The organism is Pseudomonas sp. BGA-UO-ETr-WB11 (assembly GCF_059567785.1).
Map to the genome: position 1 here is coordinate 68,939 of NZ_JCAQOS010000002.1, position 17,520 is coordinate 86,458.

Here is a 17,520-nt window from a genome sequence, read left to right on the forward strand (position 1 = left end):
GCAAAATAAGAACAAGACCATGCCCAGCCTTGGCTATACCTCAGTCCCCGCCCTGCTCAAATACCTGCGCTACGCCGAACATATGGGCTTGAGCACGGAGGCCGCCCTGCAAGCCGCGCAGATCAGCAGCGATGAGCTGCGCGACAACAGCCAGCGCATCCCCAGCGAAGTGCACGAACGGCTGATCGACCACCTGATGCAGGTCTCCGCCGACCCGCTGTTCGGCCTACACGCGGCGCGTTTCGTGCAGCCCGGTTCGTGGAGCGTACTGGGTTACATCACCATGAACTGCGCCACCCTCGGCGAAGCCATGAGCCGTATCGTGCCGTTTGAAAAACTGGTCGGCGACATGGGCGTCAGCCGCATCGAAGCCGCCGACGAGCAGGTACGACTGATCTGGAGTTGCCGCCACCAAGGCGCAGAGATCCGCCGCCACATGGTGGAAAACGTCCTCGCCTCCTGGCTCTTGTATGCGCGCTGGATCGCCGACATGAATCGCTCGCCGGCCGAAGTCTGGTTCGAGCATGCACAGCCGGCCGGCACCCAACTCAGCGACTACAGCGAGGTATTCGGCTGCCCAATCAAGTTCGAGCAACCCTGCAACGCCCTGCTGGTGCCGGTGGAATACCTCGCGGTGCCGCTGCGCCAAGCCGACGCCAACCTGCTGCGCACCCTAGAGGAACACGCCCTGACCCTGATGGCTGGGCTGGATGATGACGAGCCGTTGCCATTACGGGTGAAAAACGCCCTGCGCCTGCTGCTCAAGGACGGCCTGCCGCGCAAGGAAAGGGTCGCAGAAAAATTCAACATGACCGTGCGCACCCTGCAGCGTCACCTGCAACTGGCCGGCAGCAGCTATCAAGAAATTCTCGACCAGTTGCGCCAGGAACTCGCCGAGCACTATCTTCTGCGCAGCGACCTGCCGATCCAGGACATCGCCAGCTATCTGGGCTTCACTGAATCGCGCTCATTTCACCGAAGCTTCAAAACCTGGACAGGCATGACGCCAGGGGAATACCGGCAGCGCGCCAAGCAGTAATTGCGAAACAGTTCACACCCATGTTTCAATTGACAAAATTATGGCGCAGCTGCGTTCGTCAAAATAATAGCGCCAATAAAACAACTAAAACCAACACCCATCTGCCCTAAATCTTTGCTGACAACTCCGTCATCAAGAGAGCACCCCTTGCACGCTCATTCTAAAGACACGCTTAAAATCACCAAGCCAGGGGTCGCTCAATACCTGATTGCGTGCGTGCGCGTTGTGCACGGCCTAACCGCCATGGCCCCCGGCCTGTTCCTGTTGCTGATCTCAGAAAGTAGCGACTTAAAGGCGAACAACTACTGGGACGATAACGACCCGGCATTGCTGCTCTTCTTCGGGCTGCTCAGCACCCTGGTTTTTCATGCTTTTCGTATTTACGACGATGAGCTGTTCAGCAACCTGCTGCGCTTTCGGCGAATGCTGTTTTGCTGGCTGACTGCCTTTTCCATGCTGTTTTTCCTGCATTGGCAACTCGGCTTGTTTGATTTGATCAGCGAACAACAAATGCTTGCCTGGTTCTTTATCAGCCTGGTGCTGTTTGGCGCTGAACGCCTGCTGCTGCTGGCCGTTTTCAAGCGTCTGATGCGCCGCGGCTACTACCTGCAACGGGCAGTGATTCTCGGGGCCACAGACAACGGCGCCAGGCTCGCCAACCACTTCAAACATAACGGCGACATTCGCTGCGGCCTACTGGGCTTTGTGGATGATCGCGCCGAGCGAGTCGGCCCGGAACTCGCCGGTCTGCCAATTATTGGCGACACCAACAAGCTTGAACGGCTGATTCGTGAAGAACAGGTCAGTCAAGTCCTGGTCGCCTTGCCCTGGTCTGCCGAAAGTCGTATCGGCGCTCTGATTGGCCGCCTGCGCCGCCTGCCGGTAACCGTGCTGCTGGCCCCTGACCTGGTGGCCTTTCATTACACCCATAACCGGGTCAGTGCTGTGGCAGGCATGCCGATGTTCAACGCGTCGGAATTGCCGATGCGCGGCTGGTCCCCTCTGCTCAAACGCCTGGAAGACCTGATCCTCGCCACACTCGCAATATTGCTGCTGAGTCCGCTGATGCTGTTGACCGCATTGGCTATCCGCCTGGACTCAAAGGGTCCGATTCTGTTTCGACAAAAGCGCTACGGCTATAACAACCGCCTGATTGAGGTGCTCAAATTCCGCTCAATGCACCAGCACGCCTGCGATGCCAATGCCGAGCAACAAACCACGCGGGGCGATGCACGGATCACTCGAGTGGGTCGCTTCATCAGAAAGACCAGCATTGATGAACTGCCACAACTGTTTAACGTGCTAGCCGGTAACATGTCGATGGTCGGCCCACGGCCCCACGCCACGGCCACCAAAGCCGCTGGCATCTTGTTTGAAGATGCCGTTGAAGAATATGCAGCACGTCACCGGGTCAAGCCAGGCATCACCGGCTGGGCCCAAATCAATGGTTACCGCGGCGAAACCGACACCCTCGAGAAGATCGAACGGCGCGTGGAACTGGACCTTGAGTACATCGAGAACTGGTCAATCTGGCTTGATCTGTACATTTTGTTCCGCACCCTGCCGGCGATAGCATTGACCAAGGAAGTGTACTAATGAGCGAATTAATCCCTTGCATTCTCGCGGGCGGTGCCGGCACGCGCTTGTGGCCAGTGTCTCGCGAGGCGCGCCCCAAACCGTTTATGCGCATGGCTGACCAACAAAGCCTGCTGCAAAAGACCTTTCTACGTGCCAGCCAGCTGCCTGAAGTCAAACGCCTGCTGACGGTGACCAATCGCGAGCTGCTATTCAGCACCCAGGATGACTATCGCGACGTCAATCAAGCCGCCCTGCACCTGGAATTCATCCTTGAGCCTTGCGGGCGCAACACGGCGGTCGCCATCGCCGCCGCCGCGCTGTATGTCCAGCAAGAGCACGGCGATCAAGCCCAACTGCTGGTGCTGCCCGCGGACCACCTGATCCATGACCAAGAGGCCTTTGCGGCCGCAGTGAGCAATGCCCGCAGCCTGGCCAGCGCTGGCTATCTGGTCACGTTTGGCATCCAACCAGATCGTGCCGAAACCGGCTTCGGCTACATCGAGCTCGGCAAGCCACTCGAGCACAAAGGCTACCAGGCCGCCCGCTTCGTGGAAAAACCCGATGCAGTCACTGCTCAGGGCTATCTGGACGGCGGTTGCCACCTGTGGAACGCAGGAATGTTTTGCCTGCAGGTCGACCATTTGCTGAACGAGCTGCACCTGCATGCCCCGGCAGTGCTCGACAGCGCGCGCGACAGCCTGGCCGCCAGCCGGCGTTTGCGCGGTAAAGACAGCCAGCAATGTGAGTTGCCGAGCGAGATCTTCGCCAACGCCCCCGACATTTCCATCGACCACGCCTTGTTCGAACTGTCACACAAGGTCGCCGTCATCCCCTGCACCTTGGGCTGGAGTGACATTGGCTCTTGGCAGGCCTTGCGCGAACTGGAGCCCAGCGACAGCCAGGGCAATCAGGTCCGCGGCGAAAGCGTGCTGCACGACACCCACAATTGTTTTGTTGATGCCCCCACGCGACTGGTGGGCCTGGTCGGCGTGCACGACCTGATCGTGGTCGATACGCCAGACGCACTCTTGATTGCCGATGCGGCGCGCAGCCAGGAGGTCAAATACATCGCCCAGGAACTCAAGCGCCGCGGCCACGACGCCTACCGCCTGCACAGCACTGTCAGCCGACCCTGGGGCACCTACAGCGTGATCGAAAATGGTCCGCGCTACAAAATCAAACGCATTGTCGTGCGCCCAGGCGCCTCACTCTCCCTGCAGATGCACCACCACCGCAGTGAACACTGGATAGTGGTTAGCGGCATGGCTCGGGTTACCAACGGCGAGCGCGACTTCCTACTCGACACCAACCAGTCGACCTTCATCCCCTCCGGGCACAACCATCGCCTGAGCAATCCTGGCGTGATTGATCTGGTGATGATCGAAGTCCAAAGCGGCGAATACCTGGGTGAAGACGACATCGTGCGTTTCGATGACGTGTATGGCCGGGTTCCCCAGGCTGAGGCTCAAGCCTGATGCGCACGGCGCTGATCATTCCCACCCGTAACGCGGCGCCCTATCTGGACCGTCTGTTACCCGCACTGGCCCAGCAGACGCTGCAGCCAGACGAGTTTTTCGTGGTCGACAGTCAATCCAGCGACGACAGCGTGGCACGCCTGCGTGCTGCGGGTGCGCGCGTCGAAGTGATTGCCGCCACCAGCTTCAATCATGGCGGCACACGTCAGTGGGCAAGCCAACAGGTAGACGCCGAGGTACTGATCTTCCTGACTCAGGACGCGACCCCCTGCAACCCCGACAGCCTGGCCAAGCTCAAAGCTGGGCTGCTGAGCGAAGACGATATCGGTGTTGCATATGGACGGCAGTTGCCACATCCACACGCAGGCCTTCTCGCCCGCCAGGCAAGGCAATTCAACTACCCCGCCCACAGCCGTACCAAGCGCTTGGCAGATGCCGCTGAGTTTGGGATTAAAACTTGCTTTAGTTCAGACTCGTTTGCTGCCTACCGGCGCAGCGCCCTGCAAGCAGTCGGCGGATTCCCTCTGGACGTCATCGGCAGCGAAGACGCCTATGTCGCCGGTCGGCTGCTACAGGCCGGCTATGCCGTGCGTTACGCCGCAGACGCCTGTGTTGAGCACTCGCATGACTACAGCATGCTGGATGAATTTCGCCGTTACTTTGATATCGGTACGTTTTATGGCCGTGAATCCTGGATTGCCGACACTTTTGGCCACGCGAGCGGGGAAGGCACGCGCTATGTCCGGGCAGAAATCGCCGCGTTGCACAACGCTGGGGCTCTGCACCGACTGCCGGAAGTATTTTTACGCAGCGCACTGAAGCTGATTGGCTACAAGCTGGGCTACAACGAGCGGTATCTGCCCCGCGCACTCAAACAAAAAATCAGCATGTTTGCTGCTTACTGGAACTGAATAATGTCGATCATCGCAAGGGAAGCAACTATGTCCAGACTGATAATCAGCATCTTGCTCATGGCAACCTTGAGCGCCTGCAGTACACCTGCACGCGTGCACTTGCCGGAAGACGACGTCGTCGAAGCGCGCCACAAGGACATCTATCAACTGGCGCAACTGCCACCGCCTGTGGTGCGCATTCAGAGTGGCGACACCCTGCGGATTGTGCGAGACGCCCAAGAGCCTACCGAAAAGGACGACATGACCCTGTTTGTCGTGCGGCCTGACGGCTACTTTTCCATGCCGTTCGTGGGCCTGATCAAGGCCGATGGACGCACCGCCGAAGACGTTGCGCGCGAAGTCACCCACAAACTCAGCAGTATCTATCGCCGCCCCAATGCCACGGTAAACATCGCCATCGCACCGAGCAACAAGGTGTTCATTGGTGGCGCCGTACCTAACGCCGCGTTTTTTGACCTCGTAGGCCACGCCACCCTGGAGCAGGTGTTGCTGGCCAGCGGCGGTGTACTGCCATCGGCCGACAGCGACAACATTGCCCTGCTGCGTGCCGGCAGTGATGGCAAGTACAAGCGCTATTTCTTCAGCCTGGCCACCCTTTTGCAGGACAAAGACCGCCCCATGATCGCCATGCAACGCGGCGACCTGATCTATGTGCCGCAATCGGGTATCGGCAGCGCGGTTGAAGCCATGGACATGTACTTCACCCGCCTGATTCCGATCAATAAAGCGGTTGGCCTTGGCTTCAACTACGACCTGAATCAGCAAGATCAAGTAGAAGTGATCCCAGCCGGTGGTTTTTAAGTCGCTGGATGTGTTGACCCACTGAACATCAGCAAGACCACATTGAATGATCATCTCTAAACAACTGCGATCCTCTGCGGAGCAAAACGTCACATGCTAGAAATCCGCTCTGTCCGCGACCTGCTACGGCTGTTCTTTATCTTCCGCCGGGAGTTCCAGTGGGCGGTGATAACGACGATCGTGGTCGCGATTCTTGGCGCTTTTCTGCTGCCTGCCAAGTACGAGTCCAACGCCCGCCTGCTGGTCAAGCCCGGGCGTGACAGCACCACCATGCCCATTGAGGTGGCCAACCGTCAGGCCCTGATTGCCCCCAGCACCCAGCGCGACCCCATTGTCGACGAAGAAAAAATGCTCACCGGGCGCCCCATCGTGCGCCAGGTCGCTGAGCGTTATCTGGAGGAAATGGCCAACTACAAGCCACAAGGCTTCTGGAAAACCATCAAGTTCTATGTCGGCATGGCCATCGGCAACGTCCTGGACGTTGTGCGCAGTGGTTTGCAACTGCTCGGCATCGTTGAGCAACAAAGCGAGGTAGACCGCCTGGCTGCCAAGCTAGAAAAGAATTTCGTCGTCGCCCATGACCCAGGCTCCGCGGTGATGCAAATCAGCTTCACCTGGAGTGATCCGAGCGTCGCACAAAAGGTCGTCGACACCTGGATCAAGGCATTTCTTGAAGAGCGTACCCAGGCCTTGGGGCGTAAAAGTCTGTACACCTTCTATGACGCTGAAATGCTCAAGGTTGCCGATCAGGTTACGTTTCTGAAAAAACAACTGCATCAGCAACTGACTGGCATCAAGTCCGTCAGTGTGGAAGAGCGCCTGGACAACCTCACCAATCAGATCAATCGCCTGAGCGATGCCCAGGCTGAAAAGCTCAATGAGCAAGCCGGTATTCGCAGCTTCCTCAACGACGCACGCGTGCAGATCAAGCGCCAGCCGTACGAGGTCATCACGGCCCGTGAAGTAAGCCTCAACCCAACCGACCTTGACCTCAAGCGGCGCATTAACACCCTTGAGCAAGAACGCACCGCCCTGCTGCGCACGTACCTACCTGATGCACCGCCCGTACGCGAAATCGAACAAAACCTGCAGCAGATGCGTGACCTCGACGCCAAGCATGCTGAACGCCTGGAGCGCTCACAAAATCTTGCGCCCAACGGCATTGTGGTCAATCTGAAGCAACAGATCATCGACGCCGAATTACGCGCCACGCAACTGTCTGGGCAACTCAAAGACTACAACCAGCAACTGCAATTCTTGCGCACCGAACGCGAGCGCGTTCTGCGTGCCGAGCCGGACATCACTCGCCTGAATCTACAGCTGGTGAGCGCCGAAAAAAGCTACGCCCTGTATGCCGAAAACCTGGAGAAGGCCCGCATCGACCGCGAACTGGACAAGAGCCAGATCAGCAACATTGCGATCATCGAACAGGCCACCTTCAACCCCAGCCGCGTGTTCCCCAAAAGTTTGATGATCCTGCTGCTGGCGGTTCCGGCCGGACTGGCAGTGGGCTTACTGACCCTCTACCTCTGCTACCTGCTTGATCAACGCATTCATGATGGCGAGCGGATCGAAGCCACCTTTGGCGCGCCCCTGTGGTCGACCCTGCAAGATCTTGGCGAGCGTCCATGGCAACCGCAGAATGCCTTTATCGCCAGTATTTATCGGCTATATAGCCTGCTGCCCTTCGAACGCATCGAGCAACAGGGCCTGGCACTGGCGCTGACCTCGGCACGCTCGGGTGAAGGGGTGAGCTTTGTCATTGAGCAACTGCGCAGCCTGCTCGTTGAGCGCGGTCACCGTGTGCGCGTCGATGGCCACGCCACCGCCGAGCCCGGCGAGATTGTGTTACTGCGCGCCTCTGCCCTGCTCAGTAATCAACAAGCCTTTATCACCCTGCGCCAGGCCGACATGATCGCCCTGGTGATCGAAGCCAAAGCCAGCACCATACCGATGGTTCAGCATGCTCTGGCCACCCTCAACACGGCGTTTGGCAAGGTCGACGGGATCATTCTCAACCGTCGCCAATTTGAAATTCCCGCCAGTCTGTTGGAGCTGTTCAACCGTTGGCGTGGGCAGCTAACCCAGGGCACAACAAAACAGCCCGCGGTGAAGGTGCGAATGGAGCCAGTGCCACCGACCATCGGCCTCTCTGCACTGGAGACCACTCGCCCTGACAGTGCTCAGGCGTTTATCAGCACCCCATTCCTGAACCCGGCACCGGCACTGGCCCCAGCACCAGAACTAGCACCAGGCGCGCCTGACCAAGCGCACACAACGCCTGCAACCAGCACCGCGGAAAGCTTTACCTGGGGCTCACGCGTGCTCCTTGAGCAAAGCCCTCGGCACCGCTTGCTGCGCCTTTGTATCGCACCGGGCGCTAGCTTACCGATGCATTACCACCTGCACCGCAGCAAGCACTGGGTTGTGCTTTCTGGCCTGGCGCTTTGGGAGAGTAATGGCGAACAACAGCGTTTACGCGCAGGGGATCGCGTCGAGATCGTGATGGAGCAGGCACACAGTATTCGCAACCTTGGCGTGATCGATGTACAGCTCTACGAAATGCAATTTGGTGAGTACTTCGGTGATGACGACATCACCGTTGTCGAGTCCGCTCGCGCGTGAATATGACCTTACCCAGTCTCCAACTGCCGCTGCAAACTTATGCCATCACGGCCTGGCCTTTAGTTCTCACAGGATGTGCTTCAGATGATTGATATTCGCTCCTTCCGCGATTTGCTCCGGCTGTTTTTTATCTTTCGCCGGGAATTCCAGTGGGCAGTCATTGCAACGATTGTCATCGCCATCCTCGGTGCGTTCCTGCTCCCCGCCAAGTACGAGTCCAATGCTCGCCTGCTGGTCAAACCGGGCCGGGAAAGCACCACACTGCCGATCGAAGTCGCCAACCGTCAGGCCCTGATTGCGCCAAGCACGCAGCGCGACCCGATTGTCGACGAAGAAAAAATGCTTACCGGCCGCCCCATCGTCTACCTGGTGGCTGAGCGCTACCTGGCGGAAATGTCCAACTATCAGCCCCAGGGCTTCTGGAAAACCATCAAGTTCTACATCGGCAAAGCCGTCAATGAGGTCATTGAGGCACTGCGCGGAGCCCTGCAACTGCTGGGCGTGGTTGAAGAGCAAAGCGATGTCGAGCGACTGGCCAAAAAGCTGGAAAAGAACTTTGTAGTGGGTCACGAGCCAGGCTCTGCGGTAATGGAAGTCAGCTTTACCTGGAATGACCCGGCCATCGCGCAGAAAGTCGTCGATACCTGGGTTAAAACCTACCTTGAAGAACGCACCCGCGCACTCGGTCGCAACAGCCTGTATGCCTTTTATGAGGGCGAAATGCAGAAAGTTGCCAATCAAGTCACCGACCTGAAAAAGCTGCTACAAGAGCGCCTGCAAAGCATTCAGTCAATCAGTGTGGCGGAGCGTCTCGACAACCTGACTAATCAAATCAACCGTCTGAGCGACGCGCAAGCAGAAAAACTCAATGAACAAGCCGGTACCCGCAGCTTCCTGCTGGATGCCAAGCAGCAAATCAAACGGCAACCACAGGAAGTCATCACTGCGCGCGAGATCAGCCTCAACCCTACACAGCTGGACCTCAAGCGCCGCGTCAACGCCCTGGATCAGGAACGCACTGCCCTGCTGCGCACCTACTTGCCCGATGCGCCTCCAGTGCGCGAAGCCGAAGAAAATCTGCGGCTGATGCGTGAGCTGGCGGACAAAGAGCAAGAGCGTCTTGAACGCTCGCAGAATCGCGCGCCAAACAGCATCGTGGTCAACCTCAAGCAGCAAGTTATTGATGCTGAATTGCGCATGCAGCAACTCAGCGGCCAGCTCAAAGACTATGACAACCAGCTCAAGTTACTGCGCAGCGAACGTCAGCGGGTGCTCGGCAGCGAACCCGAAATCAGCCGTCTCGACCTGCAACTGGCCAGCGCAGAAAAAAGCTACGCACTGTATGCCGAGAACCTGGAAAAAGCCCGTATCGACCGCGAGCTCGATTTCAGCCAGATCAGCAACATTGCGGTTATTGAACAAGCCACCCTCAACCCCAGCCGCGTCTTCCCCAAGAGCCTCATGATGATCGCTCTGGCGCTGCCCGCCGGCCTCGCCGTCGGCTTGCTGTGTCTGTACATCTGCTACCTGCTGGATCAGCGTGTGCATGATGGCGAACGCATCGAAGAAACCTTCAAGGTGCCGCTGTGGACAACTCTGCAAGACCTGGGCGCCAAACCTTGGAAGCCTAATAGTGCCTTTATTGCAAGCATCTACAGGCTCTACAGCCAGCTGCCACTGGATCGTGCCGAGCAACAAGGGCTGGCCATTGCCTTCAGTTCGGCACGCGCAGGTGAAGGGGTCAGTTTTGTTATCGAGCAATTGCGCCAACTGCTTGAAGAGCGCGGCCATCGGGTCCTCGTCGACTCGCAAGCCGCGCCACAACCGGGTGAAATCAACCTGCTCGACGCCTCAGCGTTGCTCAACAACCAGCAAGCCTTCATCACCCTGCGTCGCGCTGACATGATCGCCCTGGTAATTGAAGCCAAGAGCAGCACCGTGCCGATGATTCAGCATGCCCTCGGCACCCTGAACACGGCCTTCGGCAAGGTGGATGGCATCATCCTCAACCGCCGCCAGTTTGAAGTGCCTAGCCATATCCTCGACAAAATCAGACGCTTGCGGGGCGAAATCTGATGCACATCGCCCTGCTGGCACCGTTACCGCCAGAGCAAACCGGGATTGCCGACTACGCCGCTCACTTTCGCGCGGCGCTGGAGCAACGCGGCGTCACCGTGCATACACCGTTACAGGGCGCTACCCCCGCCAACCTGCAGCAGCGCCTGCAAAGCTTTGATTGGCGGCAAGTGCAACTGGTGCATGCCGAGCTCGGCGGCGGGCGCCTGGGCGAATTCCAGGCACTTGATTACCTGCGCCAGCAACACCCGCAACTGCCACTGACCGCAACCGTGCATGACCCTGAACGCCTGGTGTGGCGGCGGGCCCAGTTGCCCTGGCCACTGTCGCTGCTCGAACGACTGCCCCGCCCTCTGCCACAAGCCGCCGCCCTGCTGGCTGACCCCCTGACCCTGCATGAAGAGCGGCGTCTGGCACGGCACATGAGTAAGCTGATTACCCTGACCGCCCTGGGCGGCCAGTGCCTGGCCAAGCGTATGGGCCTTGGCGAACAGCAACGCAGCGTGATTGCCCACGGCAATATCATCATTCCCGCGGCCCCCCTGCCGCCGCTGCAACCACTGAAGTTGTTGTATTTCGGCTTTATCTACAGAGGCAAAGGCATTGAAGACCTGCTCGACGCCTTTGCTCTGACCTTCGAGCGCCATCCCCAACTCCGCGGCCACCTGCGCTTGACCCTGGCCGGTGGCACCGCACCCGACATGGCCTTTGGCCCGGCCGGTAACTACCTGGATGAGTTGCGCCAACGCGCCCAGCAGCTCTGCCTTGATGACTGCCTGGACTGGCAATTGGACCTGCCAGCCGCACAGATTCCGACCACTATTCAGGCTCACCACGTGATGGTGTTGCCTTACCGGGAATCCAAAAAATTGGGATTGCTTGGAGAGATGCGCGGCACCAGCGGTGCCTTGTCCTGGGCCAATGCCTGCGGCCGTGGCGCAATCACCTCAAATGCCCGCGCCTTCGCTGAAGAAGTCAGCAGCGGCAACGGCGCCACTTACCCACAGGGTGATATTCAGGCTCTGGCAACGTGCATCAGCGACCTCGCGTTGCAACCGCAGCAAGCCGTGCAATGGGCTGAACGAGCCAACCAAATCGGCCAGCAGCGCCAGTGGCCGGCAACCGCCGAGCGCTTCCAGCAATTATTTGCAGCCGTCTGCGGAGAATCCTGATGTCAGCACGCCACAAGTTCTTCCTTGGCCTGCCCGTCGCAGCGCTGGCCGTGTTCCTACTGGTCAACCTGAGCCAGCCGGCCGAAGCCGAAACCACCCAATTGAAAGCCCCCCGCGCGGTGGTCTGGAAAGACTTCCTCGGCGTCAATGCGCACTTCCTGTGGTTTACCCCAGAGCAGTACAAGCAACAAATGCAGCGCTTCCATGCGCTGGGCCTGGAATGGGTACGGGTTGACCTGCACTGGGATCGTCACGAGCCAAGCGAAGGCCGCTATCGCTTGGGCGAGCTCGACGGGGTGGTCGACAGCCTCAAGCAAGAGCAACTGAAATCCGTCTTTTACTTGGTCGGCTCGGCCCCCCATGCCACCAGCGCACCGAGCGGCTCGCCAACCCCAGATCAGTTTCCGCCGAAGCAAGCGCAGGTCTTCGCCGAACGCATGGCCATGCTGGCCAGGCGCTACCCCAGCATTGATGCCTGGCAAGTCTGGAACGAACCAAATTTGCCGTCCTTCTGGCGCCCCCACGAAGATGCCGAAGCCTACGGCCGCCTGCTGCAGCAAAGCACCCAAGCCTTGCGCCAGGTCGATCCCAACAAACCCGTGGTCATGGGCGGTATGGCTTACTACAGCCAGATGCCGGTAAAAGGCGGGCTGATGCTGGAAAGCCTGGGCAAACTGGGTGTTCAGCAACTCGGCACCATCATTGCCTATCACCCTTACTCACAAACCCCGGAAACCGACGAACCGGGCAAGCGCGACTTCATTTTGCGCAGCCAGCAACTCAACCAGATGCTGCGCGGCGTGCAAGTGCCTGCCATCTGGGCCACCGAGTGGGGCTGGTCCAGCTATGCCGGGCCGATAGAACTGCAAGAGTTGATTGGCGAACAAGGCCAAGCCGATTACGTATTGCGCCGCCTGGCCTTAATGAGCGCGCTGGACTACGACAAACTCTTCCTGTTTGCTCTCTCCGACCTCGACAGCCGCGCCAGTGCCCGTGACCAGCACTATGGCCTGCTCGATCTGCAGGGCAAGCCCAAGCCGGTGTACCTGGCACTGCAACGCTTCCTGCAGATCAGCGGACCACGCCTGCTACCGGCCGACGCCCCCCAACTCAGCGCCCTGCCGAACGACCTCTACGCCATCAGCTGGACCCGTGAAGACGGCAAAAACCTGTGGCTGTTCTGGAGCGCCAGCGGTGCCGAAGTACACCTGCCAAATGTCACCAAAGCCGTCGTGCATGACCCGCTAAGCGGCGCCCAGAAAGACGTGCAAAGCGACCAGGGCATCCGCGTCAAAGCCAGCCCAACCCTGCAAATGCTGGTCTGGTAGGCCTATGCGTATTCTCTGGATTCTGCCGTACCTGCCCTGGCCGACCACCAGTGGCGGCAAAACCCGCCAGTATCATTTGCTGCGTAGCCTGGCCGAGCGTGGTCACGCCATTACGCTGCTGGTGCAATCCAAGACACCACTGGATGAAGAAGCACGCGCGCAGCTCGAACCACTGCTCGAACGCCTGATCGTCCTCCCCCGCCGTGCGTTGAAACACCCACTCTCGCTGGCGGCCGCACTCTTCGCCCCGTGGCCACTGATGACCACCGTCAATGGCCTGTCAGGCGCACTGAAAAAGCAATTTGCCGAGTTGATGCAAGAGTCTTGGGACGTGATTCAGGTGGAGCACAGCTACACCTTCGAGCCCTATGCCGCCTGCCTCAAACAACAGCAACGCGCCTTTGTGTTGACCGAACACAACCTTGAATCAGCCCTCGGCGCCGCTACGTATGACCGCTTTCCGGCCTGGCTCAATCTCTTCGTACGCTACGACCAATGGCGCGCGCGGCGCTGGGAACAAAAGGTGTTCAACCAGGCCAGCCGCGTGATCGCCGTAACCCCGGCCGACGCCCAGGCCATTGGCGCCATCACCCGCAGCCCGGTGGACATCGTGGTGAATGGTGTGGATTGCCGTGCCTTTAGCCAGGTGCAGGCGGACTCCAGCAGTCAGCGACTGCTATTTGTCGGTAACTACGAGTACGCGCCGAATGTGGACGCCGTGCAGTGGGCACTCGATGAGGTCATGCCGCTGCTGTGGCAACGCTGCCCTGAAGCGCGTTTTGCCGTTGCCGGCTATGCCTTGCCTGCGATCTGGGCGCAGCGTTGGCCTGATCCGCGCATCGAATGGCTCGGTTTTGTCCCCGACTTGCAGGCCCTGCAAGCACGCAGCGCCGTCTTTTTTGCGCCCCTGCGCCACGGTGGCGGCTCCAAGCTCAAGGTCCTTGAAGCGCTCGCCGCTGGCCTGCCTCTGGTGAGTACCGCACAAGGTGTGTCCGGCTTGCAGGTGAGCGCAGGTCACGACTACCTGGCTGGGGAAAGTAGCCGCGAGCTGGCCGATGCCCTCGCTACCTTGCTGACGGACCCCACGCTGGCCGCCCAACTGGCCGCCAATGGACGTCGCTACGTCAATCAACATCACGACTGGCAAGCCGCTGCCAGCCAATTGGAAGCGGTTTATCGGCAATTGCCGCATAAGGACAACCTAGCATGCGCGTAGGTCTGGATTATCGCCCCGCCACCGTCGCGCCCTTGTCTGGTATTGGCCGGCAGGTGCGGGCCATGGAGCAGGTGTTACTGGCCCGCAGCGACACCCAACTGGTGCGTTTCAGCGAGGCCCCGCTGGCCCATGCGCAGCGGCAAACCGCCAGCTGCCCACCCTGGCCGGGACCACTCGACGGCTTACAACGGCCCCAGGTGCGCCTGCGCTTTGAGGCGCGCTTCCTGCCCGCTGCACTGCAACGCGAACAGATTGATGTGTATATCGCCACCGCCAACATGGGCCTGCCGCTGGGTCGCAAGCCCAAGGGTCGGCGCTATGCCCTGCTGTTGCACGATCTGTTTCAACTGACCGAACGCAACCACCATCGCTCGCAGCTCAAGGCCCTGGCTTACCGGCTGATCGACACGCTGTCGATTGCCTGGTCGGTGTGGATTGCCGACCGGGTATGGTGCCCATCACAGTTTTCCGCCAACGAAACGGCGCGTCTGCTGCCTTTTGCCAAGCACAAGCTGCGCGTACTGCCCAACCTGGTGCCCGGCTTCAGCGGTGTACCCGCGCCGCTGCCCGTCGCTCTACCGGCGCGCTACTGGCTGGCCGTCGGCACCCGTGAGCCGCGCAAGAATATGCCGTGGTTTGTTGAAGGCTGGCGCCAGGCCCGCGCTCAATCGCACTCCGTGCCTGACCTTGCCCTGGTTGGCCATGCGGATGACCTGCCGACCGAACTGAGCGGATTGCCTGGCCTGCACTGGCTAAGCGGCCTAACAGATGCGCAACTGCATGGGTTATACGCCGGGGCAGAGTGCCTATGGCAACCCTCGTATGCGGAAGGTTTCGGCTTGCCCGTCGTCGAAGCCCTCAGCGTCGGCACCCCGGTGGCCCTTGCCAGCGGTTCAGCGCTGGATGAAGTAGCACCGCCCAGCAGCCCACGCTTTGCTCCGCAGAATCCGGATGAACTGCTTGCCTGCCTGCTGCGCCTGGCGGCCCAGCCCCTGCCTCGCGACACCCGTGAGCTACTGAATTGGGCGGCCCGCTACAGCCTGCCGGCCTACAGCCAGCACATGAACAACCTGCTGCAGGAGTTGGCCGCGTAATGCCTATCGGACTTCCTATCGCGCTGCTCTTAGGCACTCTGTTTGGCGGCCTACTCTGGGTTTTGCCCGTGAGCAAAATGGTCATCTTGCTGGCCGGCTTCGCCATCACCCTGACCTTGCTGCGCAAACCACTCTGGGGGCTGCTGATCTTTGCCGTACTGGCCACCAGCATTCCCTACACCACCGTCCAAGTTGGTATCCGTACCACGATCAGCGAAGCCGTCCTGGCGCTGACCTGGGTTGCGGTGTTTTGGCAGGCCTTTATTGGCCGCACCCGCGGTCTGCTGGTCTGGCATCCGGTGGAGCGGACCCTGGCCTGGCTGATGCTATTCAGCACCCTGCCCTTTGTAGTCGGCATGCTGATCATTCATGCCGAGGGCAATGGCCCCGTGAACTGGGTGCGCTGGCTGATGAACCTGTCGCTGCTGTTCTTGGTGCCGTTGCTGCTGCGCAGCGATAAAGACCGCGATCAGTTGATCGTGGCCCTACTGCTAGGCAACCTGGCGATGCTATGCCTGTCGATCTTCATGTTCCTCAAGGACCGGGATGCCAACACCATGATCCCGATCCTCACCGACCTGAAATATGCGCACCCGGAAGCGATCAAGGACATCTTCTCCGCCAACTTCCAGCGCATGGCTTCGCCCTGGGTTCACCCCAACCTGACCGGTGGCATCCTGGCGCTATTTATTCCCCTTGCGCTGCTGTATGGCTGGACCCGCCGTGGCTGGCGGCAGGCCCTTGGCCTGTCCGTAGCAGTGCTCGGTTGCGCCGGTTTGCTGTTCAGTATTTCCCGCGGCGCGATCGTAGCGATCGTCCTCGTGCTGTTCTGGCTCAGTTATAAGCGCGTGCCTTACAGCGGCCGGATCATCGGCCTGGGTGCCGCCTTCGGGGTGGCGTTGGTGATGTTCTATCCGCCCCTGCAGGAGCGCCTGTTAAGCATGTTCTCCGCCTCGAACGCGAGTACCGAGATCCGCTTCGAGGAATACGCCATGTTCCCGTCGGCCATGGCCAAGTACCCACTGGGTATCGGCTTCAAGGTTGATCCGCCAGTGCCCGGCAGCGGCCTGCTGGGCATCTCCAACCTATGGCTCAACTTCATCTACAAAATCGGTGTGCCCGGCATGCTGCTGTTTGTGGCAGTGACCGTACTCTGGTGGCGCGAGGTCAAACCACGCGGCGCGGTGGCCCACATCACCGAACAAAACGCCATCTGGCTGGGCAGCATCGCCGGCGTAATGGCCGCCCTGCTGACCGGCATTTTTGACCATTACTACAGTTTTACCTTCGTTATCATCGCCTTGTTCTGGCTACTGATGGGCTTGAGCCTGCAGCAAGCACGCTTGTACCCCGAACAAACCAATGGCGCCGCCATCAAGGACTCCCACCCATGAAACATCGCGTCATGCTCACCTCGCACCTGCGTAATCGCCTGCCCGAGTACGCCAGCACTTTGCAGGTTGAAACTAAACTGCTTGAACAGGCCCTGGAGTGGATGCTGGCCAACGATGTGGCCTTCGAAGAAGGCGAGCGCTACAGCATCAGCTCGGTCGATGTCGAAAGCCGCATCGAGCATCACCTGGCTCGGCGCTTCTACGCCCTGCTGAAAAAAGAAATTCCTGCTGTTTTCGTCCCGCAGTACGGCAAAAACTGGCCAACCCTCAAAGACCGCTGGCTGCGCGCCTGGGAACAGGCCTACAACATCCTGATCAACAAAATCCCCAGCCATAACCTGCGTATCTGGTGGCTGCGGGCCGGTGGCGCAAAGATCGGCAAGGGCTCGTCCATCTGGCGCAACACAGAAGTGCTCGGGGTAGAAAACCTGGTGATTGGTGACGACAGCGTGATCGCCTGGCACTGTCAGGTGGACGCCCGCGCAGGGCTGATCATCGGCAACCATGTGGCGATTGCCTCACACGTGTTGATCATCGCCGGCAGCCATGACCTGATGGCACCCGAGTTCTGGTCCATTTCCGCGCCTATTTATATCGACGACTATGCCTGGATCGCCAGCCGCGCCCTCATCGGCCATGGCGCGCACATCTGCCAAGGTGCTGTGGTTACCGCCAACACCATCGTCGCCAAGGAAATCGCCCCCTACAAGATCGTTGGCGGCAGCGGTGCCAAGCCGATGGGCGAACGTCCACACAACCTTAATTACAAGGTTGGTGGTAAAGGTTTGTTCACCCTCTTTCACTGACG

The 17,520-nt window shown here is 59.6% G+C and carries 13 protein-coding genes and 1 pseudogene; all 14 read left to right on the forward strand.

Going from position 1 to position 17,520, the window contains the following annotated elements:
• The first annotated feature begins 19 nt into the window (after positions 1–19).
• The 14 genes and pseudogenes from gliR to AC56DI_RS00805 all read left to right on the forward strand — a co-directional run bounded on the left by gliR (position 20) and on the right by AC56DI_RS00805 (position 17,518).
• Positions 20–1,039, forward strand: coding sequence for an AraC family transcriptional regulator GliR (gene gliR / locus AC56DI_RS00740; protein ID WP_496344492.1), 1,020 nt, complete (start codon positions 20–22; stop codon positions 1,037–1,039).
• 147 nt (positions 1,040–1,186) lie between these two features.
• Complete coding sequence (locus AC56DI_RS00745) at positions 1,187–2,635, forward strand: undecaprenyl-phosphate glucose phosphotransferase (RefSeq protein WP_496344493.1); 1,449 nt, start codon at positions 1,187–1,189, stop codon at positions 2,633–2,635.
• Positions 2,635–4,092, forward strand: a complete 1,458-nt coding sequence (locus AC56DI_RS00750; protein WP_496344494.1) for a mannose-1-phosphate guanylyltransferase/mannose-6-phosphate isomerase — start codon at positions 2,635–2,637, stop codon at positions 4,090–4,092. Before AC56DI_RS00745 ends, AC56DI_RS00750 begins: the two co-directional genes overlap by 1 nt.
• Positions 4,092–5,003 (forward strand): glycosyltransferase family 2 protein, encoded by a 912-nt coding sequence (locus tag AC56DI_RS00755; RefSeq protein ID WP_496344495.1) that lies wholly within the window; start codon positions 4,092–4,094, stop codon positions 5,001–5,003. The genes AC56DI_RS00750 and AC56DI_RS00755 overlap by 1 nt, the downstream gene beginning before the upstream one ends.
• A 30-nt stretch (positions 5,004–5,033) precedes the next feature.
• A complete protein-coding gene (locus tag AC56DI_RS00760) occupies positions 5,034–5,807 on the forward strand; it encodes a polysaccharide biosynthesis/export family protein (protein WP_496344496.1) in 774 nt (257 codons plus the stop codon).
• 93 nt (positions 5,808–5,900) lie between these two features.
• A pseudogene (locus AC56DI_RS00765) lies at positions 5,901–7,889 on the forward strand (GumC family protein); the annotation flags it as partial.
• A 39-nt stretch (positions 7,890–7,928) separates the two neighbouring features.
• Entirely contained in the window at positions 7,929–8,432 is a 504-nt protein-coding gene (locus tag AC56DI_RS00770; protein WP_496344616.1) for a phosphomannose isomerase type II C-terminal cupin domain, read from the forward strand.
• 84 nt (positions 8,433–8,516) lie between these two features.
• Positions 8,517–10,508, forward strand: coding sequence for an exopolysaccharide transport family protein (locus AC56DI_RS00775; protein ID WP_496344497.1), 1,992 nt, complete (start codon positions 8,517–8,519; stop codon positions 10,506–10,508).
• Positions 10,508–11,680: a glycosyltransferase gene (locus AC56DI_RS00780; RefSeq protein ID WP_496344498.1), complete on the forward strand. Its 1,173-nt coding sequence runs from the start codon at positions 10,508–10,510 to the stop codon at positions 11,678–11,680. Before AC56DI_RS00775 ends, AC56DI_RS00780 begins: the two co-directional genes overlap by 1 nt.
• Positions 11,680–13,008, forward strand: a complete 1,329-nt coding sequence (locus AC56DI_RS00785) for a cellulase family glycosylhydrolase (RefSeq protein WP_496344499.1) — start codon at positions 11,680–11,682, stop codon at positions 13,006–13,008. Before AC56DI_RS00780 ends, AC56DI_RS00785 begins: the two co-directional genes overlap by 1 nt.
• Positions 13,009–13,012: 4 nt before the next feature.
• Entirely contained in the window at positions 13,013–14,224 is a 1,212-nt protein-coding gene (locus AC56DI_RS00790) for a glycosyltransferase family 4 protein (RefSeq protein WP_496344500.1), read from the forward strand.
• Positions 14,215–15,318, forward strand: coding sequence for a glycosyltransferase family 4 protein (locus tag AC56DI_RS00795; protein ID WP_496344501.1), 1,104 nt, complete (start codon positions 14,215–14,217; stop codon positions 15,316–15,318). Before AC56DI_RS00790 ends, AC56DI_RS00795 begins: the two co-directional genes overlap by 10 nt.
• Entirely contained in the window at positions 15,318–16,712 is a 1,395-nt protein-coding gene (locus AC56DI_RS00800; RefSeq protein ID WP_496344502.1) for an O-antigen ligase family protein, read from the forward strand. The genes AC56DI_RS00795 and AC56DI_RS00800 overlap by 1 nt, the downstream gene beginning before the upstream one ends.
• Positions 16,709–17,518: an acyltransferase gene (locus tag AC56DI_RS00805; RefSeq protein ID WP_496344503.1), complete on the forward strand. Its 810-nt coding sequence runs from the start codon at positions 16,709–16,711 to the stop codon at positions 17,516–17,518. The genes AC56DI_RS00800 and AC56DI_RS00805 overlap by 4 nt, the downstream gene beginning before the upstream one ends.
• Positions 17,519–17,520: the final 2 nt, after the last annotated feature.

What these genes read in the sequence shown, in the direction of transcription:
- gliR (WP_496344492.1), top strand. Translation starts at nt 20, where the DNA reads ATGCCCAGCCTTGGCTATACCTCAGTCCCCGCCCTGCTCAAATACCTG.
- AC56DI_RS00750 (WP_496344494.1), top strand. Translation starts at nt 2,635, where the DNA reads ATGAGCGAATTAATCCCTTGCATTCTCGCGGGCGGTGCCGGCACGCGC.
- AC56DI_RS00755 (WP_496344495.1), top strand. Translation starts at nt 4,092, where the DNA reads ATGCGCACGGCGCTGATCATTCCCACCCGTAACGCGGCGCCCTATCTG.
- AC56DI_RS00760 (WP_496344496.1), top strand. Translation starts at nt 5,034, where the DNA reads ATGTCCAGACTGATAATCAGCATCTTGCTCATGGCAACCTTGAGCGCC.
- AC56DI_RS00770 (WP_496344616.1), top strand. Translation starts at nt 7,929, where the DNA reads ATGGAGCCAGTGCCACCGACCATCGGCCTCTCTGCACTGGAGACCACT.
- AC56DI_RS00775 (WP_496344497.1), top strand. Translation starts at nt 8,517, where the DNA reads ATGATTGATATTCGCTCCTTCCGCGATTTGCTCCGGCTGTTTTTTATC.
- AC56DI_RS00780 (WP_496344498.1), top strand. Translation starts at nt 10,508, where the DNA reads ATGCACATCGCCCTGCTGGCACCGTTACCGCCAGAGCAAACCGGGATT.
- AC56DI_RS00785 (WP_496344499.1), top strand. Translation starts at nt 11,680, where the DNA reads ATGTCAGCACGCCACAAGTTCTTCCTTGGCCTGCCCGTCGCAGCGCTG.
- AC56DI_RS00790 (WP_496344500.1), top strand. Translation starts at nt 13,013, where the DNA reads ATGCGTATTCTCTGGATTCTGCCGTACCTGCCCTGGCCGACCACCAGT.
- AC56DI_RS00795 (WP_496344501.1), top strand. Translation starts at nt 14,215, where the DNA reads ATGCGCGTAGGTCTGGATTATCGCCCCGCCACCGTCGCGCCCTTGTCT.
- AC56DI_RS00800 (WP_496344502.1), top strand. Translation starts at nt 15,318, where the DNA reads ATGCCTATCGGACTTCCTATCGCGCTGCTCTTAGGCACTCTGTTTGGC.
- AC56DI_RS00805 (WP_496344503.1), top strand. Translation starts at nt 16,709, where the DNA reads ATGAAACATCGCGTCATGCTCACCTCGCACCTGCGTAATCGCCTGCCC.